Genomic DNA, 22,187 nt, shown 5'->3' on the forward strand with positions numbered 1-22,187 from the left:
CTCGTCGCCACTGGAAAGCGTCCCCGGTTTATTCCGGGGGTGGCGAGGGCTAGCGGCGGGCGGAACCAGCCACCGTATCGTTGCGTAGCTTGCCGATGATCACCTTGTTGCGCCCGGTGGCCTTGGCCCGGTACAATCCATTGTCGGCGGCCTGGACCAGCGCGCGCGCGCCTGATTCCACATCGAGCCGTGAAACACCGATGGAAACGGTTACGTTTCGGTGCTGAAGCGGTGAGTTGGCGACCAATGCGCGCAACCGTTCCGCCACCAAAAGCGCTTCCGTGAGATTGGTTGAAGGCAGGATGACGGCAAATTCCTCGCCGCCGTAACGGGCCAGAAAATCATAGGGCCGCAAGGCCGATTGCAGCATCCGTGCCACGGCTTTCAAGGCGGCGTCTCCGGCGGGATGACCGAATTCATCGTTATAAGTCTTGAAATGATCGATATCGAGCAGGAGCAGGCAGAGAGCCCCCCCGGTACGCGCGGCCCGCGCCGTTTCCTCGGACAGTTTGTGATCATAGGCGCGGCGATTGGGAACGGTCGTCAACGCATCGGTCATATTCTGCTGCCCAAGGCGGGCATTGGCCTGGGACAATCCAACCAGAGCCCGGCGCATTTCCAAAAGCTCCATGACTTGCCTGGATAAAACGCCAAGTGCCGTGCGCTGGTTTCGCCGCAGGGTGTGTTTGTGCTGGTTGAACACGATAAGATTGCCGAGAGTGAGCCCATCCGGCGCGATGAGCGGCATGGCGATCAATAATTGCAGGTTCAGAATGGCTGGAATGGCGCCGTGCCCTTGATCCAGCAAGGTTTCGTCATGCAGGTTCAGATGGCGCGGCAGGGCCTTAAGCCTGGCCGTGTGCGAAGGCGCGGCCCAGCCAGCCTTGACCCATTGCCCGCTGGAAGAGAAAAAACAAATGACAGCTAGGGGCGCGTTGCAGATGAGCGCCGCCAATTGCGCGATGGAATCGAAGGCGGCTTCGGGGTCGCTATCCAGAATTTCGTAGCTTGCGAGGCTGTGCGCGCGCCGCGCGGCTTCATCCGTGCCGTGGCGGGGGAGGGGCGCTTCCCGGGTTTGGTTTTCCCGGGTTTGGTTTTCTATGAATAAGCCCACGATGCACGAACCTTTTTCCATTACGGGATCATGATGAGGGCGGTAAGGTTAAGCAATGGTGAAATTCAACGTATCGAAAGCGTTGCTTTAACTTTTCCGCCGGGCTTGGCCCGCCCGGCGGTGGAGTCGTCAGCCCAGCGCCCGCACGGCTTTCAGGACATCCTCGGCATGGCCTTCAACTTTCACCTTCGGCCAGATTTTCGAGACCTTGCCCTTGGCGTCCACCAGCACGGTGGAACGTTGAATGCCCATATATTTTTTCCCATACATGGATTTTTCCTGCCAGGCGCCATAGGCATCGATCGCTTGTGCGTCCGGATCGGAGGCCAGGGGGAATTCCAGCGTGTATTTTTCGGCGAATGTCTCCAGCGCCGCCATTTTGTCCTTGGACACGCCGATAACGGTGACATCGAGTCCCGAAAAATCCGGCAACCCGGCCTGAAAGGCGCAGGCTTCCTTGGTGCAGCCGGGCGTGTCGGCGCGAGGATAGAAATACAGCACGAACGGCTTGCCCCTCAGACTTGCGAGCGAGACGGTGCGCCCCCCCGTGGCGGGAAGGGAGAAATCCGGTGCCGGGGCACCTTCGGTGAGGCTCATGGGGCAGCTCCTTCAATGATCAAGCGTGAGAAAATCTCGTGCGCGGCGCTGGCGGTATCGGCGATTTCGCCTTGCAGCGCCGCCGGGCTCTCAAAGCCGGTGGCGCGCAGCAGCGGTTCCATCATCGCCCCTGGCGGCTCGCTGGCGCGGATGGGAAGCCCGGTGATGCGGTTGATGCCTTGGATGCTGCGCCAGAGAAAATCGGCATGGATCAGCGTTTCGGCCTCGCCCTGGCGCAGCAGCCCGGCCGCGGCCAGCCCCCGCAGCGCGCCCGCCGTGTTGGGCTGGAACAAGGCGGGCGCGCTGGCGCCATGGATGAGTTGCAGCGCCTGCGCGATGAAGCCCGTCTCCATCATGCCCCCCGGTATGGCCCGCAGGTCGAAAGGCCCGCGTGGGGGCATGTCGGCGGCAAGGCGGGCCTGCATGGCGGCGGTATCGGTCAGGATCTTGGCGCGCGGCTCCGGGCGGCACAGCGCATTCAAAATAGCCTCGCGCACGGTGGCGGCGAAACCGGGAGTCGCCGCCATCACCCGCGCGCGGGTCAGGGCCAGCCGCTCCCAGGTCCAGGAGTCCCGCGCATGGTAATTGCGGAAGGCGGCGAGCGAGACGGCCACCGGCCCGGCATTGCCGGAAGGGCGCAGCCTCATATCCACCTGATAGAGCGGCCCGCCCGGCCCTTGCGCCGTCAGCGCGCCGATGAAGCCATGGCTGAGCCGCACGAACCATTGGGTCGGGGCAAAGGCGGCGGGCGCATGATCATAGATCAGCATCAGGTCCAGGTCCGACCCCGCCAGCATTTCCCCAGCACCGGCCTTGCCCAGCGCCACCACGGCGATTTTGGCGCCGCGCACCGGGCCGTGGCGTTCCTTATGCGCCGCGAGGGCCAACGGCATCAATTGCGAGAGCGCGGCTTCCGCCAGGGCGCTGCGCAGATGCCCGGCCTCGTTCGCGTTCAGCCGCCCTTCCAACGTGGCGACGGAAAGATGGAATTCCTCCTGCCGGACGAAGCGGCGCGTGGTGGCGGCGGCCTGTTCCAGATCCTCGGCCTCGGCCAGCAGCCTGCGCAGCAGCGGGCGCGGCGCGGCAAAGCGCGCCTGCGGCGCCAGCAGCCCGTCCAGCGCCTGTGGGTCGTCGGTCAGATAGTCGGACAGCGCTGGGGCGGCGCCGAGCACGGCGGCCAGACGCTTCAGCAAGGCGGTGTTATGGGTGAAGAGAGACAGCAACTGCACCCCGGCGCGCTGGCGGCTCAGCAGCGTGTCGAAATGCGCGAATGTCTTGTCCGGCTCGGGCTGAGCCCCCAGGGCGGCCAGCAGATGCGGCAACAGGCCCGCCAGCAATTCCCGCGCGCGCGGTGAGCGCAAGGCCGGCATGCCGCCGCCGGCCCAGTCGCGCAGCCGCTCGGCGATGTGCTTCACATCCTTGAAGCCCAGCGCCGTCAGCCTGTCGGAAAACACAGCCGGTGGCGGCCCCGCCGGTCCTGGGTCCAGGGTGTCCTGGCCCTCCGGCGCGCCGGCATCGAAAAAATCCAGGAAATGTTTGTGCACACGCTTCAGCAGGCGTGGAAACTCATGTTTGAACCGGGGCGCGCCCAGGAAAACACAAAAAGCCTCCAGCGCGGCATCGTTGCCCGGCAATTCATGGGTCTGGCGGTCCGCCACCATTTGCAGACGGTGTTCCACCCGGCGCAGTTCCCGGTAATCGGCGGCGAGCTGCCGGGCCGCGCGCTCTGGCATATGCCCGGCACGGGCCAGGGCGGGCAGGGCCTCCAACGTGGCGGGAATGCGCAATGTGGGGTTTTGCCCGCCCCAGACCAGGCCTAAGGTCTGCACGGTGAATTCGATCTCGCGGATGCCGCCGCGCCCCAGCTTCACGTCGAAACCGCGCAGCCCATGGGCGGCTTGCTGCGCGTCGATCTGGCGCTTCATCTCATGAATGTCGGAAATCGCGGCGAAATCCAGATATTTGCGCCAGATGAAGGGGCGGATGGCGGCGAGAAATTGCTGACCCAGGGCGATGTCTCCGGCCACGGGCCTGGCCTTGGAGAAGGCGGCCCGCTCCCAGGTGCGGCCATGGCTCTCGTAATAGGTGAGCGCCGTGAGCAGGGACACGACGGGAGGTGTCGCGCCGGGATCGGGCCGCAACCGCAGATCCACCCGGAACACGTAGCCTTCCTCGTCCCGCGCCGAAAGCAGGGTGGTGAGGTCGCGCGCCAGCCGGGCCATCAGCGGCTGGGACTCCGCCCCATAGGGCGCGGCGTCCGGGTCGTAGAGCAGGACGAGGTCGATGTCCGACGAATAATTCAGCTCCCGCGCGCCGAGCTTGCCCAGGGCCAGCGTGGTGAAGCCGCTTTCGCGTTCGGGGTCGCCGGGGTCGGGCAAAACGATATCCCCGCTTTGGTGCAAGGCGCGCAGCAAATGCCGGGTGGCGGCGCGCAAGGCGGCCTCCGCGAGGTTGGACAATGCGGCGGTGACTTCCTCCAGCGGCCAGAATCCGCCGAGATCGGCGATGGCGATGGTAAGCGCCATGCGCCGCTTGGCGCCGCGCAGGGCGGCGCTGAGTTCCGGGCGGGGCATGTCCGGCGCCAAGCCATCCAGGGTGGCGAGGACGGATTGCGCCTCCCGCCATGGGCCGGTCCTCATGCAGGCCAGCAGCGTTGCGGGCTCCCGGCAGGCAAGTTCCGCCAGATAAGGCGCATTGCCGCCCAGGGCATCCAGCAGCGCGGCGCCCGATTCGCTGGCGGCGAAGGCGGCCTCGCCTGTGCCGAGGGCGGCGAAATCCGCGCGCAGCCTCTCGGCCGCCGCCTGATCGGCCGCTTGTGGAAAGGATGGCTTGTGAAGATCGCCGGGCATCTGGCAAGCAGAACAGAATGAAGCCACGCAGAGGTCAAGCCGCCTGGATTGTCATAGAGGCGCTGCACCAGCTCGGCCGGATCGCCATTTTGCTGATCCTGCTTGCCCTGGGGCTGTTCGGGCTGCTGGCGTTCCGGCTGTCGCAGGGGCCGCTGGACATTCCCGTGCTGGCGTCCCGCTTGGCGACGCAGCTCACCGGCGAGGGCGTGAATGTGCATGTGGCCAAGGCCGAGCTGGCCTGGGCGGGGTACCATAAAGGCGGGGCCGTGCCGTTCGTGCTGCGCCTGGGCGGCATTAAGGTGCGGACGGATTCAGGCGGGGCGCTGGCCGATATTCCCACCGCCAATCTTGTCATGCCCGCGGCGGATCTGTTCGGCGGCAGGGCGCCCGTGCAGCTGACCGGCGAGGGAGCCACTTTTCCGGGCGGAAACGTGCCGGTCTCATGGTCCGCCGATCTATGGCCGGGGGCGGGTTTCACGCTGTCGAGCGGGGACATGCATGTCAGCATCGGCAAGGGGGATGTCGGCGTGAACCCCAACAGCGTGGCGCTGGAGCAGGCCTCCTTCGTGCTGAGGGTCGCGCGCGGGGGCGGCGTGACGGTCAGCGATGGCATGGCCCAGTTGCAGCGGCGCGGCGCCAGTGCCCCGCGTCTGACCTTCAGCTTCCACGCCCACCGGGAAGGATTATGGCTCGGCCGGCTCGATGTGACGCTGGATGAGGTGCGCGCGCAGGACCTGGCCGCGTTCTGGCCGCCCGCGGCAATGCCCGAAACACGCCAATGGGTGACGGAGAATATCACCGCGGGCACCGCGCGTGGCGCGCATTTCACGTTCGACATGGCGGCCAATGGCGATCTGTCGCATTTCAGGGTGGTGAACGCGCATGGTCAGTTCGACGGCGACGACCTGACCCTGGATTGGCTGACAGGCGCCACGCCGCTGGTGCATATGAACGGCCAGTTCGTCATGCCCGGCATGGATACGGCGGTGATCACCGCCACCAGCGGCGAGGCGGGCGGGGTGAAGCTGAATCATGGCAGCCTCGTCATCACCGACATGACCGCCAAGGACCAGTTCGGCGATCTGAAGCTCGACCTGTCCGGCAAGGTGCGGGACGTGCTGGCGATTTTGGGCGCGCCCCCGCTCGACCTGCTGGACAGCACGCCGCCGGAGGTCAGGCGCGCCACCGGCATGGCTCATGGCGTGCTGGACGCCACCATTCCCTTCAAGAAGGATCTGCACAAGGAGGAGGTGGCGCTGACTGTGCGGGCGGACATCACCGATGTGCGCATGGACACGCTGATCCCCGGCATCGGGTTCACCAATGGCCAGGTGGCGCTGACGACGGACGGCCACACGCTGCACGCCAGCGCCCGCACGGATTTCGCCGGGGAACCCGCGACATTGACGGTGGATCAGACCTTCGACCATGGCGGGAACGAGGTTTTGCAGCTGCATGGCATTGCCGGGCGGCGCCTCTGGCATGTCTTCGGGCTCGACACGCCGAGCAATGTCAGCTCCGCCGCGCAGGGCACGGCGCCGTTCGACTTTTCTCTCAGCGGTCCACCGGGCGGGGTTCAGCAGGCCGTGCTGACCATCGACTTGACCCCGGCCGGGCTCGCCCTGCCGGTGTTGGGCTGGCAAAAATCCCCCGGCGAGGCTGGGCGCGTCATGTCGCGCTTCACGCTGCGGGACGGTGCGTTGGACATGATCCAGACACTGACGGTGAACGCGCCGGATTTCACGCTGCGCGCCCATGGTGCCGGCGCGCGTTTCGTGCTGGATGCGGCGCATATCGGCCGGACCGAGGCCAGCGGTACGCTGGTGCCACCGGCGGCGCCCGGCGAGCCGTGGGGGCTGAATCTGTCCGGCGCGGTGCTGGATGTGCGCGCGAAAGAGCAAGGCAGCGCCCTGGGGCGGGCCTCGCGGGCGGCGGTGGCACCGGCCGGCGAGCCCGCCGCCGCCGGGTTGCCCTGGCGGGCCAGGCTGGCATTCGGGAAATTTTACCTCGCCAAGTCGCCCGCGCCGCCGCTGCGCGATGTCACCCTCGGCGCCGCGGGGCGGGGGGAAAGCCTTTCCACGGCCAGCGGCAAGGCCCGCGGGCTGACCCTGAGCGTGACCTCCCCGCCGGATGGGCGCCATGACCTGACCTTACAGGGAGAGGATGCGGGGGAGCTGCTGCGCGCGCTCGGCGCTTATGACGGGATGCGCGGCGGCGGGCTGGATTTGACGGCGGCGTTTGGCGGTGGTGCGGCGCGCGGCACGTTGAAGCTGACGGATGCGCGGCTGGTGAAGGCGCCGGGCTTTACCAAGGTGCTGCAGGCCGCCACGCTTTACGGCGTGGCGGAGGCGGTTTCCGGGCCTGGGCTGCTGATCGATCACGCCTTGGTGCCCTTCACGCTGAATGGCGATATATTGGAGCTGCATGGCGCCGACGCTTATTCGGAATCGCTGGGCTTTACGGCCAGCGGCACGGTGAACACCCGGGCGGGAACATGCGACCTCGACACCACCATCGTCCCGGCCTACGCGATCAATTCCCTGCCGGGGAAAATTCCCCTGCTGGGGCGGTTGTTCTCCGCTGAGAAGGGGGGCGGATTATTCGCCGTGCGCGCGCATGTGCAAGGCGATCTGGACAGTCCCTCCGTGCGCGTCAATCCGCTTTCGGCGCTGACGCCGGGGGTCTTGCGCGGCATTTTCGGGCTCGGGGAACAGCCGCCGAAGGCTAGCTCGCCTTCGAGGAATTAGCGGCCGTTTCAAAAACACATGACCAAGCGCCGCTGAGGGGCGCTTTTTGGAAACAGCGCCCCAACAGGGCTGGTTGGCCTTGGGAAAGTACCGGGGCTTAGAAAATTTCCGGGCGGTTTATCCGATCAGATGGCTTTATCTGGGATGGCTTTATCTGATCGGATATTGCCCCGGCGCGGCCGGTGCTCAGCCCTGCTGGGCGGGGGCCTTGGAGACGACGACCATGGCCGGGCGCAGCAGCCGGCCATTGAGCTGCCATGTCTGGCTCCAGGCCTGCAGCACGGTGCCGGGGGGATGGTCCGTGCTGTCCTGCTCGGCCATGGCCTGATGCAGATTGGCGTCGAAGGCCGCGCCGGTCGGGTCGCTGCGGGTGATGCCGTTGCGCTCCAGAATGCCGATGAAGGAGCGTTCGATGCCCTCGAAGCCCTCGCGTAGCTTGGTCAGCAATTCCGGCTCTCCTTCGGCGCGCGCCGGCAGGCTGTCGATGCCGCGTTTCAGGTTTTCGGCGGCCTCGACCACATCCTTGGCGAATTTCTGCACGGCGTAGAGGCGCGCATCCTCGACCTCGCGCTTGGTGCGGGCGCGTAGATTGGCCATCTCGGCCTCGGCGCGCAGCCATTTGTCGCGCATCTCCTGCGCTTCCTGCTCCAGCCGGGCGATGCGTTCATCCGGTGCTTCCAGCAAGGCCTCGTCCTGCGGCGCCGGGGTTTCGGGGGTCTTGTCGTTGCTTTCGGTCATGCCACGGAATTAGGCGATAATCCCCCTCCGAACAAGCTTGTCGGCCCCGCGCGTGGCCGCGCGAACCCGGGGCTGGCGCGCCGGTGGCGGCAAGTTTCGCGCCAGTGTGCCAAACGCTCGCCCTGGCGGGCGAATGCCGCTATGTTCGGCCAATGAATAGTCTGGCTCCTCCGCCGCCACGGCTGGTGATCGAGATCGTGTTCGATTTCGTATGTCCCTGGTGTTATCTGGGGGTGAAGCGGCTTTTCTTTCTGCTGGCCCGCCGGCGCGGGCTGGATGCGGAGCTGAACTGGCGCCCTTTTCTGCTAAACCCCGACATGCCCCGGAACGGCATGGCGCGCGCCGATTACATGATCCGCAAATTCGGCGCGGAGGACAGGGCGCGCCGGCTTTACGCCTCCATCGCCGAGTTGGGGGCGACGGAGGGCATTGAATTTAATTTTTCCGCCATCCGGCGAACCCCCAGCAGCGTGGATGCGCACCGGCTGGTGCGCGAGGCGGCGCGCATGGGCATGGCCGACAGGCTGGTGGCGCGTATCTTCGCCGCGCATTTCGTCGAGGGGCAGGATATTGGCAGCCATGCCGTGCTTGCAATGCTGGCGGGGCAGGCGGGCATGGATGAGCGGGCCGCGATGGAGTTTCTGGAGACGGGCGAGGGGGCGGAGTTCGTGCATGCGGAGAATCTTCATGCCCACAGGCTGGGCATAAATGGCGTGCCTTGCTTCCTTGTCGATGGCGAGCACGCGATCGCCGGCGCGCAAGAGGGCGAGGTGCTGGAACGGCTGATCGACCTGGCCTTGAGCACCGGCCGGGAGCGGTGAGAGCCCGGCCGGTGGTTTGCTTTTTCGTTACCGGCAATCCATCTTGTAACAGCGTCTCCGGTTTTGCTTTTCAATAAGAGGCTGTTCAAACGTGAAGAAATACGTGACTGCATCTTGTCTCGCCGCGCTCGGCGTGGCCACGCTCGGCTCATTTTCCTCAGCGCGCGCCGCCTTGCCGCCGGATGATCCACACAGCATCGTCACCGTTCAGCTTGAGGACGACGCGCTCTCCTTGCCCGGCACGGATGAGCTATATACCTCCGGCGAACGGCTCGGTTATGTCGGCCCGACCGGCGCGGTGCCGGGATTTATCTCCCAGCTTGGCCACGGCATGTTCGGCGAGGGGCGGCAACGGCTTGAGATCGACCTCCAGCAGGTGATCTTCACGCCGACGGATACACAGCTTTACGATCCCGACCCGCAGGACCGTCCTTATGCCGGGCAGCTTTCCCTGCGCCTGAGCCTGATCCAGGATACCACGCAAATGCGCTCCATCGCCGGTGCCGCGGTGGGGGTCGTGGGACCGGCCTCTCTGGCGCAATCCGTGCAGAACGGTTTCCATGCGATCATCGGTGACACCACCAACAAAGGCTGGGGTTATCAGCTCCATAACGAACCGACGCTGGATTTTTTCGGCGGGCGCATCTGGCGTGAAAATCTCGCGGATTTCGACGGAGTCGGCTTGCAGCTATTGCCGCAGCTCACCGGGCAGTTGGGCAATAGCGAGATTTATGCCCAGGCGGGCGGTATCCTGCGTTTCGGCCAGGGGTTGGATTCGGATTTCGGTCCGGCGCTGATCCAGCCTCAGCTTTCCGGCACGGACGCCTATACCCCCACGCGGCCATTCGTGTGGTATGTCTTTGGCGGTGTGCTGGGGCGTTTCGTCGCGCACAACCTGCTCATCCAGGGCAATACCTTCCAATCCAGCCGAGGAACCGGGCTGACTCATTGGCAAGGAGATTTGGAGGTCGGCGCGGCGGTGATTTATCGCGGTGTGCGGCTATCCGCCGTGGAGACGTTTGAGACACCGGAATTCCATCATTCCGCCCCGGCGTTTCAATATGGCTCGGTGGCGCTGTCCGTCAGGTTTTAGACGTTCGGGTTAAAACCGAGGCGGCGCGGCTTGCCCCCGCGTGCTCAGGCTTGTTTCAGAAAGGCCCGGAATGCCGCCAGGGTCGCGGGGGAGATGTGATGCTCCATGCCCTCCGCGTCCTCTTCCGCCGCTTCGCGCGGCACGCCGATGGCGATGAGCACTTCCACCACCACACGGTGGCGCTCCCGGCTTTTGGCGGCCAGACGGCTTCCGGCCTCCGTCAGGAACACGCCGCGGTAAGGCAGGGAGGTCGCCAGCCCCTCGCGCTTCAGACGTCCGATGGTCTTGATCGCCGTGGCATGCGAGACGCCCAGCCGCCGGGCGATGTCCGTGGGGCGGGCACTGCCGGTGCTGGTCAGCAGGTCATCGATCAGCTCGGCGTAATCCTCAAGCGTGGCGCTGGACTGGGCGGCGCGGGTCTTGCCGAAGCGCCTGGCTTGCGTCGGCTCCGCGGGAAGGACGGCGGGCAGGGGGTTTGCGGCCATTTTATGGCGAACTCCGGTATCGGGGCATGATTTGAGGGAAAAGCCCCATGCTGGCAAGAGGTAGGAGGCGCGGTTGTCGCGTTGCACCATTTTGCTATAGTGGGGGCCTGGGCGGTCTGCGCCACGCAGCCGGCCAAACTTGAAATTTTTGCAGTCGAATCAATCACTCGCCCGGCAAAGCGGACGACAAAAACAAAGGGGTACCATCGTGGCCAATGAAAAGTCGCAAAACGTGCAGGACGTATTCCTGAATCACGTCCGCAAGAGCAAGACGCCGGTGACGGTGTTTCTGGTCAATGGCGTGAAGCTCCAGGGCGTCATCACCTGGTTCGATAATTTTTCGGTCCTGCTGCGCAGGGACGGGCACACGCAGCTTGTCTATAAGCACGCCATCAGCACCGTGATGCCTGGCGCGCCGATCATGCTGTTCGACGCCGCCCGCACGGAAGGGGCGGCCCCGGCCGCCGAGGGTGGGCCGGGCACGCTCAAGCTCAGCCGCGCCCCGGAGCCGAATTACGACCAGGACTCCGAAGGCTGAAGTCCCGGATGGCGTGATGAAGGACACAGCGCCCCCGCCGAGCCGGGCGGCGATCTTGCTGCCTTGGGACAAACAGGCGGCCTTTGCCGCGGGGCAGAGCCGCTCCGCCGAGGCCCGCCTGTCTGAGGCGGTGGGGCTGGCCGCTTCCATCGGGCTGGTGATCGTGCATGAGCGGATTTTCCAGCTCCGCTCGGTCACGCCCGCCACCCTGCTGGGCAAGGGGCAGGTGGAAGCCGCCGCCGCCGCGTTGCGCGACGCGCGGGTGGACGTGGCGGTGGTGGATTCCACCTTGAGTCCCGTGCAGCAGCGCAATCTGGAAAAAGCCTGGGGCATCAAGGTGATCGACCGCACGGGCCTCATTCTCGATATTTTCGGCGAGCGCGCCCGCACGCGCGAGGGGGCGTTGCAGGTGGAACTGGCGCATCTCGAATATCAGCGCTCCCGGCTGGTGCGGTCCTGGACCCATCTTGAACGCCAGCGCGGCGGTTTTGGCTTTCTGGGCGGGCCCGGTGAAACGCAGATCGAGGCGGACCGCCGCTTGATCGGCGAGCGGATCGTGAAACTGAAGGCCGAGCTGGAGGATGTCCGGCGCACGCGCGGGCTGCACCGCGGCGCGCGCAAGAAGGTGCCCTACCCGATCGTGGCGCTGGTGGGGTACACCAATGCGGGGAAATCCACTCTCTTCAACGCCCTGACCGGGGCCGCCGTGATGGCGGAGGACCAGCTTTTCGCCACGCTGGACCCGACCATGCGCGCGCTCACATTGCCTTCCGGGCGCAACATCATCCTGTCCGATACGGTGGGTTTCATTTCCGAACTGCCGACAGAGCTGGTGGCCGCCTTCCGTGCCACGCTGGAAGAGGTGGCGGAGGCGGATTTGCTGCTGCATGTGCGCGATGTCTCTCATCCTGATACCGAGGCGCAGGCCAAGGATGTGCGCGGCGTGCTCAACCGCATGGCCAAGGACGGCGCGTTGGACGAGGATTGGCCGACCCGCGCGCTGGAAGTGTTGAACAAGGCGGACATGCTGGGCGGGGTCGCGCATGTGGTGCAGGGCGAGGGGGTGGCTGTTTCCGCCCTCACGGGCGAGGGATTGCCCGGCTTGCTGGCGGAAATTGATTCGCGCCTGGCGGCGACGCAGGAGGTTTTCGAGCTGGAGGTGCCCGTGGCTGATGGCGCGCGGATTGCGTGGCTGTACCGCCATGGCGAGGTACTCTCCCGCGAGGATGGCGAAACCCGGATGAAGCTGCGGGTCAGGCTCTCCGCCACCGATAGAGCGAGGTTCGATACATTATGAACGAGAGCGAGGTGAAATCCGTCACCGATCTGCTACGGCACGTGGCGCGGACGGAGATCCTGCCCCGGTTCAAGAAGCTGGCGCCGGGGGATGTGCGCACCAAGGCCGGGCCGCTGGACCCGGTGACGGTGGCCGACGTGGCGGCGGAACAAGCGCTGAAGGCCGGGTTGAACCGGCTTTTTCCCAAGGACGACGTCATTGGCGAGGAAGCCGTTTCCAGCGGCATGGCGCGCATCGAGCGGCTTGCGGAGCCGGGGCGGGTCTGGATCCTCGATCCGATCGACGGCACGGCCAATTTCACCTCCGAGCTGCCTTTGTTCGGGGTCATGGCGGCCTTGGTGGAGGCGGATGAGCTGCTGGCGGGCTTCATCTTCGATCCGTTTGGCGATGATTGCGCCGTGGCGCTCAAAGGGCGGGGAAGCTGGCTGGTGGCGGCCGATGGCGCGCGCCGCCGGATGCATGTGGCCGCTCCCGTGCCGGTCGATCAGATGGTCGGCTCCATGTCCTGGCGGTTCATGCCGGAGCCCTTGCGCTCTCATGTGCTGCACCGGCTGGACAAGCTGGCGGCGGTGACGGATTACCGTTGCGCGGCGCACCAATACCGCATGCTGTCGGCCGGCTATTGCCATGCGCAGATGTTTCGCAAGCTGTTGCCCTGGGATCATGCGGCGGGCGTGCTGCTGCACCGCGAGGCGGGCGGCCATGCCCGGCATTTCGACGGTTCGCCATACCGGCCGTCCCGAACCGAGGGCGGGCTGTTGCTGACGCCCGACGAGGCAAGCTGGACCGCGCTGGCGGATGCGCTGCTGCGCTAATAAGCGCCGCCTGACATCCCGCACGGCCCCATGAGGGGTTTCAAGCAGGCTCGATGTTACGCCGTTCTACCCTGCTTCCTTCGACATGCGCGCCAGCCGCACCGCGGTATGGCCGTAACCGACTTTCAGGCTGGGCATGATCATGATGAGATTATCCTCCGGCGTGCGGATTTCCTCATCCCCGTCATGGGCGATCAGGGTGCCCGCGCGCGCGATGATCTCGCCGCCGCGAAACTCCCTCTCGAACGTGAACCGGTTCGTGCGGGCGGTGATCAGCCTGATCACTTCGGCGAAACGTCGTGACGGGGCTGGGCGGTGGCCTTCCATCATCCCGGCATGGCGCAGCAGGGCCCACACGGTGGCGCGGCTTTGCGCCACGGCCTCCCGCCGCCAGTGGGCGCCGGCCTCGGCCAACAGACAGGCGGCGCCATTGGGGGCATTCTCGGTAAAGCGCCCGTAATCGATCAGCCTTTTGCCACCGGCATGCCCGGCATCGGCCACCACCAGATCCGGTGTGCCCACCGCCAAACCCAATGCCCGCCCGCGTGGCCCGGCGCCACAGAGCAGCAGCGGGTCCGAGGGCCAAAGCATGGAATGCAGATCGAGCAGAATATCGGCCGAATCGATGATGGGCTTGATCTCGCGCGCCCGGTCCAGCTCCGCTGAGCGGCGCACGCCGAACAGGGTGAAATCGTCCCAGACGCGGTTCATGTCTTCCTCCACGAAGCGCGAGGCGACGGGCGCTTGCGGGTCGAATCGCGCATAGGCGGCGAGATTGGCGAATCCCAGCGTGAGCTGGCCGCGCCGGGGCGTAAAGCCGCTCTCCAGCAGCTCCTTCAGCACGATGGCGCCGGCGAATTCATTGCCATGGATCAGCGACACCAAGACCACGTGCGGCCCAGCCTGTCCGGATTTCAGGCAGGTAAAGCCGGGCACGCCGGTATTGCCCTGAAGAAAAGGGGATATGTCCGGCGGTGAAATCTCCACGGCGAACACCGGCAGCCCCGGCGGCGGGGCGGCGGGCGGCACGGCGGAGGATGGGCCGGAACTCATGCCCGCCACTCTAGCCTACCCATGTTTGCGCGCAATGCGCCGGGTTGACGTTGCGCGCCGCGCGCCGCAAAGCCGCGTCATCATGGTTGATGCCCGTATCATCTGCACCGACCTGGCGGGGCTGCGTTCGCAGGCGCTGGGCTTGGCCGAAGCCGCCGGTTTGACGCCGGATTTCAGGCCTTTGCGTTTTCGTGCCCCCTGGCGGCATATCCCCACCAATTTCTGGTTCAATCCGCGCTGGGCGGTGGGCGCGCAATTGTTCGCGTCCCCCTTGCCGCCGGTGGTGATCGGCGCGGGCGGGGCGGGCGCGCGCGTGGCGGCGGCCTTGCGCGGACCAGGGGTCAAGGCGGTGGCCATCCAGCATCCGCGCATGGCGCTGTCCCGATTCGACGCGATTCTGGCTGGGCGGCATGACGGGATCGAAGGGCCGAACGTCATCGTTACCCGCACCGCCTTGCACCGCGTGACCCAAGCCCGCTTGGCGGCGCAGAAGGAGCTCTGGGCCCCGCGCTTCGCGCATTTGCCCCGTCCGCTGGTGGCGGTGCTGCTGGGCGGCTCCAACGGGCGCTACCGGTTCGAGGCGGGCGAGGCGAGCATCCTGGCCGCCCAACTGGCCGGTATGATGCGTCAGGGGGCGGGGTTGATGCTCACCCCCTCGCGCCGCACGGCCCCGGAGGTGGTGGCCATCCTGCGTGCCGCGCTGGAGCCGCTGGGGGCCTGGATATGGGACTTTACCGGCGACAATCCTTATTTCGGCATGCTGGCATGCGCGGATGCCGTCATCGTCACGGCGGATTCCGTATCCATGGTTTCCGAGGCGGTGGCCACCGCCGTGCCGGTGTTTCTGGCGCGGCTGCCGGGGAAATCCTCCCGCATCGGCGCCTTTATGGATGCGCTGGCCGACGATGGCAGGGTACGCGATTTTGCCGGTGTGCTGGAGCTGTGGGATACAGCGCCGTTGGACGACACGGAATGGGCGGGGCAGGAGCTTCGCCGCCGTCTGGGATTGTGAGGGCGCATGCTGGAGATCGAGACCTTCGACAATAAGCGTGGCGGCAACGTGGTCTATAAGGCCTTGTCGCATCCGCTGGCGGCGCGCGCGCTGGCCGGGCTGGCGGAGCGCGCCGGGCCGGTGGCCCTGTTCGATCCGGACGGCATCGCCGCGCCCTTGCTCGCCCTTTGCCCGGATTTCGAGATCGAAGGGCTTTACGTGCAGGACACGCGCGCCATTGGCCAAATTCGCGCCGGGCATGTGGCGCGGGCCCTGCTGGATCTGCCGCGGGCGCGTGTGAACACCGTGCTGCTCGCCGCGTTCGATGCGCAAAAACGAGCCCGGCATCTGCAAGCCTTGCTGCCTCCCGGAGCGGAGCTGGCGACGCTGGATGCGGTGAAACTGCCGGCGGGCTGGCTCTCCGAGCCGGGGCGTTATCTGGAGCCACGGAACTTCGCCACCAATTACGTGTTCTTCCGCGACGATGGCCGCTTCGCCACGCGCCTCACCACCGCCAATTACTGGGCGGGCTATGGCGCGCGCGCGGTGCTGTTCCAGCATATCCTCTTTGGCCAGGGCGGGCAGGTTTTGGCGGAATGGGCGCAAACGGCCCCCACCGGCCCCGGCGGTTATGTGCTGGACAGCCAGGAGGTTCGCGCGCGTTTCGGCCTCAAACCCTTCACCGGTCAGCTCTTCATTCACGCCATCGGCGTGGCGGGGCACGATGTGGTGAAATATGCGCTGGATACCTATGCCACGGATAATGGCGCCTCGCTCTCCTGCACGCACGACGCCAATGCCTGGCCCTCCGCCCGCTTTGCCGGGCTGCCCGCCCCGCGCGCGGATGAGCGGGTGATCCTATGGGTGCAGAACAGCCATGGCGTGCCCATTCCCCAGGGCGCCCTGGCGCTGGACCGCATGGGGGCCGATGCCCCCGTGGCGCTGGAGGAGGAGATCCCGCCCTTCGCCACCCGCGCGCTGGATGTGGCGGAGCTGTTTCCGGATCTGCGCTGGCCCGCCCAGCTTGAGGTGCGTTCGGGCCTGCATGTGGTCCGCCCACGCTACGAGGTGATGCGGGACGGGCGCACCCGCATCGCGCATGTGAATGTGGAGCGCGCGGATCTGCGGCCCGATCCAGGGATCTGGGACATGCATCCGTCGATGGGGCGCGGTTATCTCTTGCCGTTTCCGGTGCTGCCGCGTGGGCGTTTCAAAACCGTCGCGCTGCCCACTCCGATGGTGGAGGCCGAGCGTGACATGCCGCTGCGGCTGGATGTGTTCGCGCCCTCGGGCGATAAGATCGCGGAAAAATTCCTCGGCCGTTTGCCGCGCGCGCATGAATGCGCCGTCGATCTTGACGATGTGCTGTCACCGGACGCGCTGCCCGATGGCGGCCATGCCGAACTGGTCTATGATTTCCGCGAGGGTGGCGAGGCGGATGGCTGGTTGCACGCGCTCTTCCGTTTCGAGGAGCGCGCCAATGGCCATGCGGCGGAAAGCAGCTTCGGCGCGCATATCTTCAACACGCTGATGACCTACAAGAACGAACCGCAAAGCTATACCGGCAAACCGCCTGGGCTTTCCACGCGGCTGTTCCTGAAGCTTGGCTTTGGCGGGCGGGAGAGTTTTTGCGTGCTGATCTATCCCGCCTCGGCGCCCTGGGTGGAAAGCTCCAGCACGGATCTCGAGCTTTACGACGGCCAGGGCGCGCTGCTGGAAACCGCGCGCATCCGCATCGCCTGTTCGGGGTCGCGGATGGTCAGGCCGCTCCGGCATTTCACCCCCGCCGCGCTGAAGGCGGCGGGAGAGACGGGGTATGTGCTGATCCGCGACACGACGTGCCGCCTATTTGGCTTTCATGGGCTGGAGAACGAGGCGGGCGGGTTTTCGCTCGATCATATGTTCGGGTTTTGAACGCGGCGCCGGGACGGTTCAGACCGGCTGGGACAGCAGGCCAGGCAAGGCGGGCGATGTTTCGCCCAGTGGCCGCCACTGGCCGGCGCGCAGCACCTCGCTGGGGTGGAATTTGGCCTTGTAGGCCATTTTCCGGCTCTCTTCGACCCAGTAGCCGAGATAGACATTCTCAAGCCCCAGCTCCATGGTCCGGCGGACCATCCATATGATGGCATAGGTGCCGAGCGAACGCTGGCTCATCTGCGTCTCGAAAAAACTATAGACGGCGGAGAGCCCATCCCCCAGCCGGTCGGTCAGGCAGGCGCCGATCAGCCGTCCGCTGGGCAGGCGGAATTCGACCACGGAGGTTTCGATCGGCGTATCCTCCACCATGGCGCGGTAATCGTAAAAGCTCATGGTGGACATATCGCCATCGCCATGGCGCGCCTGCTGGTAGGCCTGGAACAGCGCATATTGCTCGGCCGTGGCGCGGGGCGGCATTTCCTGCACGAGCAGATCCGTGTTGCGCCGTTCTATGCGTTTCTGGGTGCGGTCGGGCATGAAGTCGCGGGCGCGGATTCTGATCGGCACGCAGCCATTGCAGTTCGGGCAGACCGGCGCATAGGCGATGTTGTGGCTACGCCTGAAGCCGCCGCGCGACAGCCGGTCATGCAATGTCTCGGCGGAGACGCCGGCAAGTTCGGTCACCACCTTGCGCTCCGTCCGTCCTGGCACATAGGGGCAGGGCAGGGGGGCCGTGGTGTAGAAGAAATGCGGTCTCCGGGCGGGCTTGAAACTCATTCTGGGGCCCATGTTTGAGATTTGGGCGCCTCACGTCAATAAGGATTTTACGCGGCGCGGATCAATGTCAGTCCGGAGAGCATGTCATGCGCCGCGCGGCGGCGCGGATTCAGGAAGGCCAACAGGAAGGGCAGCCCCGCCAGGGCGAAGCTGAGCCAGAGCAGCAGGGTCCAGACAAAGGCCTGGGCCAGGGTGGGCGGTTCCATTGTCGCGTCCTGCCGGACGGCGAGCCCGGCCAGGCGCTGCCCCGGCGTGGCGCCGGTGCCGCCGATCAGCAGCGTGTAATAAACCAGGGGCAGCCAGGGCAGGATATGAAAGGCGATCCAGCCGAAACCCAGCGTCAGAACGCCGAAAATGGCGATGGCGAACACCATGCCCCAGCCAAACAGGGCCATGCCGATGGAATCCAGCACCAAGGCGGCGCAGCGGCGCAGGATCACGCCCTGGGAAATGGCCTGGTCAGGTGGCGGCGGGGGGTAGAACAGAGTCTGGCTCATGGAGCGAGTCTGCGCTTTTTCGTGCCGCGAGCGCAAGGGCCAGGATGGCTGTCAGGCATGCCGCCAGCAAGGGAGCATAAAGAAACCAATGCGCGCCAGGGGAGAGCAGCAGCAGCGGCGCCAGGAAGCTCACCACCCCCAGGGTCACGATGGCGCCGTGCGGCCTGGCTTCCAGCGCCAGCGCCAGCGCGGCGATCACGGCGATGCTGTCATACGCATAGGCATGCGGCTGGGCGAGAAAGGTGGCGATCAGGGTCATGGCCACAGCCAGCCGGTAGGGCGCGCGCCGCGCCGCCCAGGCGGTGAGTGCCAGCATGGCCAGCCCGCACAGCGCCTGGGCCGCCCAGGCCAGGCTCTCACGGACGCCGAGCACCACCAGATTGGCGGCGGGCGTGACGATGATGTTGAGGTTCAGCGCCTTCGCGGCGTTGAAATAGCTGCTCTGATAAGCCGGCAGCGTGTGCCACCACAGCGCCCATAGATTGGCGGGCAGCACCAGGCATGACAGGCCGTTCAGCAGCAGGGCCGTGCCGCAGGCGGAAAAGATCGCCCGCCACTCCCCCCGCGCCAGCAGAAAGACCGGGATCAGTACACCGAGCTGAGGTTTGAGGGTCAGCAGCCCGAACCAGACTCCCGCCAGCGCCGGGCGTTTGGGCAGGCAGGCAAAGCCCGCCAGCAGCAGGGCGGTGGTGAAGAAGGCCGTCTCCCCCGTCGCGGCGCAGATCAACGCCGCTGGGCAGGCCAGCAATCCGGCCAGAACCGCCCAGGGGCGGGTGGGGAACATGGCGCGCGTCCCCGCGGCGAGGGCCAGCCCTCCAAGCGCGGTCCAGAGCAGTTCGGCCGGCTTGAAGGCGAGGAGTTTCAGCCAGCAGAGCGCCAGCAGCAAGGTGGGCGGGTAGAGATAGGGGTAGAAACTGTGAAACCCAGGATAGAGCCGTTGCTGAAAGGCGCTCAGGGCGGCGGCGTCGTAGATCCGGGCCGCCGGGTTGGCCGCGATGAAGCGCGGAAAGGACCAGAATGCCAGGAAATCGCTGTTCAGCCGGGCGGGCGCCAGCAGCAGGGTGGCCAGCATCGCCAGATTCAGCGCCAGGCCGACGCCGATCAATAGGGTGATCATCCGACTGGCTGGGCTGGTTGTGGCGGATGGCGGCATCATCTATGGCCTTAGGCCAGGATCAGAAAGTGGTCGAGAGAAGGAGCGGGATATGGCGCGGGCAGGGTCGGTCAACTATCTGTTAGGCACGCGCTTCTATAAAATGGCCTATGTCGAGTTCGGCAATCCGGCCGCGCCGGCCGTGCTGTGTGTGCATGGGTTAACCCGCAATGGCCGTGATTTCGATTCACTGGCCGAGGCGCTTTCGGACCGTTTTCATGTGATCTGCCCGGATTTGCCGGGCCGGGGCAAATCCGACTGGCTGCCCGATGGCCTGGCCTATCAGCCGCCCACTTATGTGGTGGCGCTGGCGCATCTGCTGGCGCAGATCAACAAGCCGGTTGCCTGGGTGGGCACCTCGCTCGGCGGGATTTGCGGTATGATGATCGCCGCCGCGCAGAACACCCCCATCACGAAACTGGTGCTGAACGATATAGGTCCGCATATCCCCGCCGCCTCGTTGCAGCGGATCCGCGATTACATGATGGACGCGCCGGAGCGTTTCGCCTCCCTGGCGGAGCTGACACGGCATTTGCGCGCGGTGCACGCGCCGTTCGGGCTGCTCTCGGATTCCGAATGGGCGCATCTGGCGCGGTTTTCCGCCCGGCAGGTGCTGGACCCGACCGGCGAGGGCAAGACCGTCGCCATGCATTACGATCCCAAGATCGTGGAACCGATTCGCGCCACCGTGCCGCTGGATGTGGATATGTGGCCCATATGGGAACTGATCCAGATGAAGCGGCTGGTGATTCGCGGCGCGCGGAGCGACCTGCTGCTGGAGGAAACATATGAGCGCATGCTGGCGGAAGGTGCCGAGGGCTATGTGGTGGCCGATGCCGGCCATGCCCCGGCGCTGATGGATTATGAGAGCCAGGCGCGGATCAAGGCGTTTCTGCTGGAAGGCTAAACCACCCGCCCCGCGCGGTTGATCGATTCCGGGACCCGCTTTTAAACTCCCTTCATGCTGAACGGACGATTCAACCGCGCGCAGTTGCCCTTGGTGAAAAAGGCGCTGATTTCCGCTGTTCAGGCCACGGCCTCACAGCGTGTCTCGCTGGTGGCGGCGGGGTGCGCCTTTTATGCTACCCTGGCCTTGTTCCCCACCATCACCATGCTCATCTCGCTCTACGGGCTGGTGTTCAATCCAGACACGGTGCAGCCGCAATTGCGCTACCTGGAAAGCTTCATGCCGCCGGATGTGTATACGCTGATCTCACAGCGGATTCAGAGCCTGGTGTCGGAGCCGGCCAAGGGGCTGGGCCTGTCCTTCGCGATATCGCTGCTGCTGTCGCTCTGGTCCTCCTCCACGGGCACCAAATCGGTGCTGAACGCGCTGACGCTGGCCTATCAGGAGCGTGAGACGCGCGGGCTGATCCGTTTTCATCTCGTCGCGTTGAGCATGACCTTCGTGACCGTGATCGGCACCATTCTGGCCATCGGTTTTCTGGTGTTCCTGCCCATCGCGCTGGCTTATATCGGCCTGCCGGGGAGCATGGAGTTCATCGTCGGGCTGATCAGCTTCGCGGCGATGGTCGCTTTCGTCGTCGGCGCGCTGGGGTTGCTCTACCGGTTTGGCCCGGCGGGAAACAGGCGGATATTCTACGCGCCCGGGGCCGCCATCGCCACCTTGGCCTGGCTGGCGGCGAGCTGGGCCTTCGGGCTCTATGTCGGTAAATTTGCCGCCTATAGCGCCACCTATGGCCCGCTGGCGACGATCATCGGCCTGATGATGTGGTTCTACATCTCGGCCTATGTCGTCCTGTTCGGCGCCGAGTGCAACGCGGCCCTGGACCGGCAATGGCAAGGCCGGGGCGAGGATGCGCCGGATGAGGGTGCGTCAGATATGGATCAGGCCTGAGCGCATCACCATCTGCGCCGCCGCGGCGATGATGAAGACCAGCACCACGGCGCGGAACAGCTTGGGCGGCAGCGCGTCGCGCAGCGGCCGCCCGGCGAGAATGCCCCCGACGACCGGTATGGCCGCGATCGCGGACATCAGGAGATCCGCCCCGCTCGCATGGCGGGACTGGCCGAACACGAAGATCAGCACGGCCACGGAGATCACCAGCACCAGCGCGATCTCCTTGGTGAAGCGCTTGCCCGTGGCGCCGGTGGCGATGAGATAGGTGGCCAGAAGCGGGCCGGGAATGGCCGAAACCCCCTCCATGAACCCGCTGACGAGACCGGCGAGCAACCCCACCGGTGCCGCGGTTTTTTTCGGCAGGCTGAATTTCGGCGCGGCCAGCAGCGTGAGGGCGGCGGCAAGCAGGATGATTCCGGCCAGCCCCACCGCCAGATGCGCCGGAATCGCGAACAGCACCTTCACCCCGAGCGCGATGCCGATGACCGCGCCAACCACGAGATAGCCGATGCTCTTGAGGGTGGCGCAGAATTTGCCGCCTTCGAGCGCCTGCGGGATATTGCCGAGGATGATCGGCATGGAAAGCAGCAGCACCGCCTGCTTGACCGAAAGCAGACCGGTGAGCAGCGGCACCGCGACGAGCGGCACGCCGATGCTGACCACCCCCTTGACCAGCCCGCCCAGAAACAAGGCGCAGGCCACCAGCAGCCAGCCATGGATGGATAGGCCGCGAAAAGCCGGCCAAAGAAGGCTGTGGGAAAGGCTGTGGGAGAGGAAGAGATGCGGCATGGTGGAGCGGCGGTAAAGCCAGGACGCTGTCTTGGCAATATGGCCCGAGGTTGGC

The 22,187-nt window shown here is 65.8% G+C and carries 20 protein-coding genes; 10 read left to right on the forward strand and 10 right to left on the reverse strand.

Annotation, left to right across the window (positions count from 1 at the left end; all coding sequences use genetic code 11):
- Positions 1-49: 49 nt before the first annotated feature.
- From AB7D48_RS02815 to AB7D48_RS02825, 3 genes are all read right to left on the reverse strand, one after another.
- On the reverse strand, positions 50-1,135 hold the full coding sequence (locus tag AB7D48_RS02815) for a GGDEF domain-containing protein (protein ID WP_427975798.1): 1,086 nt from the start codon (positions 1,133-1,135) through the stop codon (positions 50-52).
- Positions 1,136-1,243: 108 nt separating this feature from the next.
- On the reverse strand, positions 1,244-1,711 hold the full coding sequence (bcp, locus tag AB7D48_RS02820) for a thioredoxin-dependent thiol peroxidase (protein ID WP_427975799.1): 468 nt from the start codon (positions 1,709-1,711) through the stop codon (positions 1,244-1,246).
- A complete protein-coding gene (locus tag AB7D48_RS02825) occupies positions 1,708-4,560 on the reverse strand; it encodes a bifunctional [glutamine synthetase] adenylyltransferase/[glutamine synthetase]-adenylyl-L-tyrosine phosphorylase (protein ID WP_427975800.1) in 2,853 nt (950 codons plus the stop codon). Before AB7D48_RS02825 ends, bcp begins: the two co-directional genes overlap by 4 nt.
- Before the next feature lie 17 nt (positions 4,561-4,577).
- Between AB7D48_RS02825 and AB7D48_RS02830 the strand changes: the two genes are divergently transcribed.
- Complete coding sequence (locus AB7D48_RS02830; protein WP_427975801.1) at positions 4,578-7,307, forward strand: AsmA-like C-terminal domain-containing protein; 2,730 nt, start codon at positions 4,578-4,580, stop codon at positions 7,305-7,307.
- 186 nt (positions 7,308-7,493) lie between these two features.
- On the opposite strand, the gene AB7D48_RS02835 is transcribed toward AB7D48_RS02830, so the two are convergent.
- Positions 7,494-8,045, reverse strand: coding sequence for a nucleotide exchange factor GrpE (locus AB7D48_RS02835; protein WP_427975802.1), 552 nt, complete (start codon positions 8,043-8,045; stop codon positions 7,494-7,496).
- Positions 8,046-8,197: 152 nt separating this feature from the next.
- Between AB7D48_RS02835 and AB7D48_RS02840 the strand changes: the two genes are divergently transcribed.
- Together AB7D48_RS02840 and AB7D48_RS02845 are read left to right on the forward strand one after the other, a co-directional pair.
- Positions 8,198-8,866, forward strand: coding sequence for a DsbA family oxidoreductase (locus tag AB7D48_RS02840; protein ID WP_427975803.1), 669 nt, complete (start codon positions 8,198-8,200; stop codon positions 8,864-8,866).
- Positions 8,867-8,969: 103 nt separating this feature from the next.
- Positions 8,970-9,959, forward strand: a complete 990-nt coding sequence (locus AB7D48_RS02845; RefSeq protein WP_427975804.1) for a lipid A deacylase LpxR family protein — start codon at positions 8,970-8,972, stop codon at positions 9,957-9,959.
- Between the two features lie 44 nt (positions 9,960-10,003).
- Here the strand turns inward: AB7D48_RS02845 and mntR are convergent, their stop codons facing one another.
- Complete coding sequence (mntR, locus tag AB7D48_RS02850; protein WP_427975805.1) at positions 10,004-10,444, reverse strand: manganese-binding transcriptional regulator MntR; 441 nt, start codon at positions 10,442-10,444, stop codon at positions 10,004-10,006.
- A gap of 208 nt (positions 10,445-10,652) precedes the next feature.
- Between mntR and hfq the strand changes: the two genes are divergently transcribed.
- From hfq to AB7D48_RS02865, 3 genes are read left to right on the forward strand one after another with little or no spacing between them, the layout of a single operon-like run.
- Entirely contained in the window at positions 10,653-10,982 is a 330-nt protein-coding gene (gene hfq, locus AB7D48_RS02855) for an RNA chaperone Hfq (RefSeq protein WP_427975806.1), read from the forward strand.
- Between the two features lie 16 nt (positions 10,983-10,998).
- Positions 10,999-12,279: a GTPase HflX gene (gene hflX, locus AB7D48_RS02860; RefSeq protein WP_427975807.1), complete on the forward strand. Its 1,281-nt coding sequence runs from the start codon at positions 10,999-11,001 to the stop codon at positions 12,277-12,279.
- Positions 12,276-13,094 (forward strand): inositol monophosphatase family protein, encoded by an 819-nt coding sequence (locus tag AB7D48_RS02865; protein ID WP_427975808.1) that lies wholly within the window; start codon positions 12,276-12,278, stop codon positions 13,092-13,094. The genes hflX and AB7D48_RS02865 overlap by 4 nt, the downstream gene beginning before the upstream one ends.
- Before the next feature lie 66 nt (positions 13,095-13,160).
- Here AB7D48_RS02865 and AB7D48_RS02870 read toward each other — a convergent pair whose 3' ends face one another.
- Positions 13,161-14,147 carry a peptidase M14 gene (locus AB7D48_RS02870; protein WP_427975809.1) on the reverse strand — a complete coding sequence of 329 codons (987 nt, stop codon included), beginning with the start codon at positions 14,145-14,147 and terminating at the stop codon, positions 13,161-13,163.
- A gap of 34 nt (positions 14,148-14,181) precedes the next feature.
- Here AB7D48_RS02870 and AB7D48_RS02875 point away from each other — a divergent pair, with 34 nt between their 5' ends.
- Positions 14,182-15,159, forward strand: a complete 978-nt coding sequence (locus AB7D48_RS02875; protein ID WP_427975810.1) for a mitochondrial fission ELM1 family protein — start codon at positions 14,182-14,184, stop codon at positions 15,157-15,159.
- Between the two features lie 6 nt (positions 15,160-15,165).
- Positions 15,166-17,052, forward strand: a complete 1,887-nt coding sequence (locus AB7D48_RS02880) for a hypothetical protein (RefSeq protein WP_427975811.1) — start codon at positions 15,166-15,168, stop codon at positions 17,050-17,052.
- A gap of 18 nt (positions 17,053-17,070) precedes the next feature.
- Here AB7D48_RS02880 and AB7D48_RS02885 read toward each other — a convergent pair whose 3' ends face one another.
- From AB7D48_RS02885 to AB7D48_RS02895, 3 genes are read right to left on the reverse strand one after another with little or no spacing between them, the layout of a single operon-like run.
- The gene (locus AB7D48_RS02885) at positions 17,071-17,832 is read right to left on the reverse strand and encodes an arginyltransferase (RefSeq protein WP_427975812.1); all 762 of its coding nucleotides are present in this window, start codon (positions 17,830-17,832) and stop codon (positions 17,071-17,073) included.
- Between the two features lie 47 nt (positions 17,833-17,879).
- Positions 17,880-18,329: an RDD family protein gene (locus tag AB7D48_RS02890; protein ID WP_427975813.1), complete on the reverse strand. Its 450-nt coding sequence runs from the start codon at positions 18,327-18,329 to the stop codon at positions 17,880-17,882.
- A complete protein-coding gene (locus tag AB7D48_RS02895; RefSeq protein ID WP_427975814.1) occupies positions 18,292-19,446 on the reverse strand; it encodes a glycosyltransferase family 87 protein in 1,155 nt (384 codons plus the stop codon). The genes AB7D48_RS02890 and AB7D48_RS02895 overlap by 38 nt, the downstream gene beginning before the upstream one ends.
- A gap of 88 nt (positions 19,447-19,534) precedes the next feature.
- On the opposite strand from AB7D48_RS02895, the gene AB7D48_RS02900 reads away from it, so the two are divergent.
- Both AB7D48_RS02900 and AB7D48_RS02905 read left to right on the forward strand, forming a co-directional pair.
- Positions 19,535-20,389 carry an alpha/beta fold hydrolase gene (locus AB7D48_RS02900; protein ID WP_427975815.1) on the forward strand — a complete coding sequence of 285 codons (855 nt, stop codon included), beginning with the start codon at positions 19,535-19,537 and terminating at the stop codon, positions 20,387-20,389.
- Between the two features lie 54 nt (positions 20,390-20,443).
- Positions 20,444-21,340: a YihY/virulence factor BrkB family protein gene (locus tag AB7D48_RS02905; RefSeq protein ID WP_427975816.1), complete on the forward strand. Its 897-nt coding sequence runs from the start codon at positions 20,444-20,446 to the stop codon at positions 21,338-21,340.
- On the opposite strand, the gene AB7D48_RS02910 is transcribed toward AB7D48_RS02905, so the two are convergent.
- Positions 21,320-22,132, reverse strand: coding sequence for a TSUP family transporter (locus AB7D48_RS02910; RefSeq protein WP_427975817.1), 813 nt, complete (start codon positions 22,130-22,132; stop codon positions 21,320-21,322). The genes AB7D48_RS02905 and AB7D48_RS02910 overlap by 21 nt on opposite strands.
- Between the last annotated feature and the right edge of the window lie 55 nt (positions 22,133-22,187).

The organism is Acidocella sp. (assembly GCF_050253495.1).
Taxonomy (GTDB): Bacteria; Pseudomonadota; Alphaproteobacteria; order Acetobacterales; family Acetobacteraceae; genus Acidocella.

Coding starts and splice junctions, on each gene's coding strand:
- AB7D48_RS02815 (WP_427975798.1), bottom strand. CDS start 1,135: ATGGAAAAAGGTTCGTGCATCGTGGGCTTATTCATAGAAAACCAAACC.
- bcp (WP_427975799.1), bottom strand. CDS start 1,711: ATGAGCCTCACCGAAGGTGCCCCGGCACCGGATTTCTCCCTTCCCGCC.
- AB7D48_RS02825 (WP_427975800.1), bottom strand. CDS start 4,560: ATGCCCGGCGATCTTCACAAGCCATCCTTTCCACAAGCGGCCGATCAG.
- AB7D48_RS02830 (WP_427975801.1), top strand. CDS start 4,578: ATGAAGCCACGCAGAGGTCAAGCCGCCTGGATTGTCATAGAGGCGCTG.
- AB7D48_RS02835 (WP_427975802.1), bottom strand. CDS start 8,045: ATGACCGAAAGCAACGACAAGACCCCCGAAACCCCGGCGCCGCAGGAC.
- AB7D48_RS02840 (WP_427975803.1), top strand. CDS start 8,198: ATGAATAGTCTGGCTCCTCCGCCGCCACGGCTGGTGATCGAGATCGTG.
- mntR (WP_427975805.1), bottom strand. CDS start 10,444: ATGGCCGCAAACCCCCTGCCCGCCGTCCTTCCCGCGGAGCCGACGCAA.
- hflX (WP_427975807.1), top strand. CDS start 10,999: ATGAAGGACACAGCGCCCCCGCCGAGCCGGGCGGCGATCTTGCTGCCT.
- AB7D48_RS02865 (WP_427975808.1), top strand. CDS start 12,276: ATGAACGAGAGCGAGGTGAAATCCGTCACCGATCTGCTACGGCACGTG.
- AB7D48_RS02870 (WP_427975809.1), bottom strand. CDS start 14,147: ATGAGTTCCGGCCCATCCTCCGCCGTGCCGCCCGCCGCCCCGCCGCCG.
- AB7D48_RS02875 (WP_427975810.1), top strand. CDS start 14,182: ATGCGCCGGGTTGACGTTGCGCGCCGCGCGCCGCAAAGCCGCGTCATC.
- AB7D48_RS02880 (WP_427975811.1), top strand. CDS start 15,166: ATGCTGGAGATCGAGACCTTCGACAATAAGCGTGGCGGCAACGTGGTC.
- AB7D48_RS02885 (WP_427975812.1), bottom strand. CDS start 17,832: ATGAGTTTCAAGCCCGCCCGGAGACCGCATTTCTTCTACACCACGGCC.
- AB7D48_RS02890 (WP_427975813.1), bottom strand. CDS start 18,329: ATGAGCCAGACTCTGTTCTACCCCCCGCCGCCACCTGACCAGGCCATT.
- AB7D48_RS02895 (WP_427975814.1), bottom strand. CDS start 19,446: ATGATCACCCTATTGATCGGCGTCGGCCTGGCGCTGAATCTGGCGATG.
- AB7D48_RS02900 (WP_427975815.1), top strand. CDS start 19,535: ATGGCGCGGGCAGGGTCGGTCAACTATCTGTTAGGCACGCGCTTCTAT.
- AB7D48_RS02905 (WP_427975816.1), top strand. CDS start 20,444: ATGCTGAACGGACGATTCAACCGCGCGCAGTTGCCCTTGGTGAAAAAG.
- AB7D48_RS02910 (WP_427975817.1), bottom strand. CDS start 22,132: ATGCCGCATCTCTTCCTCTCCCACAGCCTTTCCCACAGCCTTCTTTGG.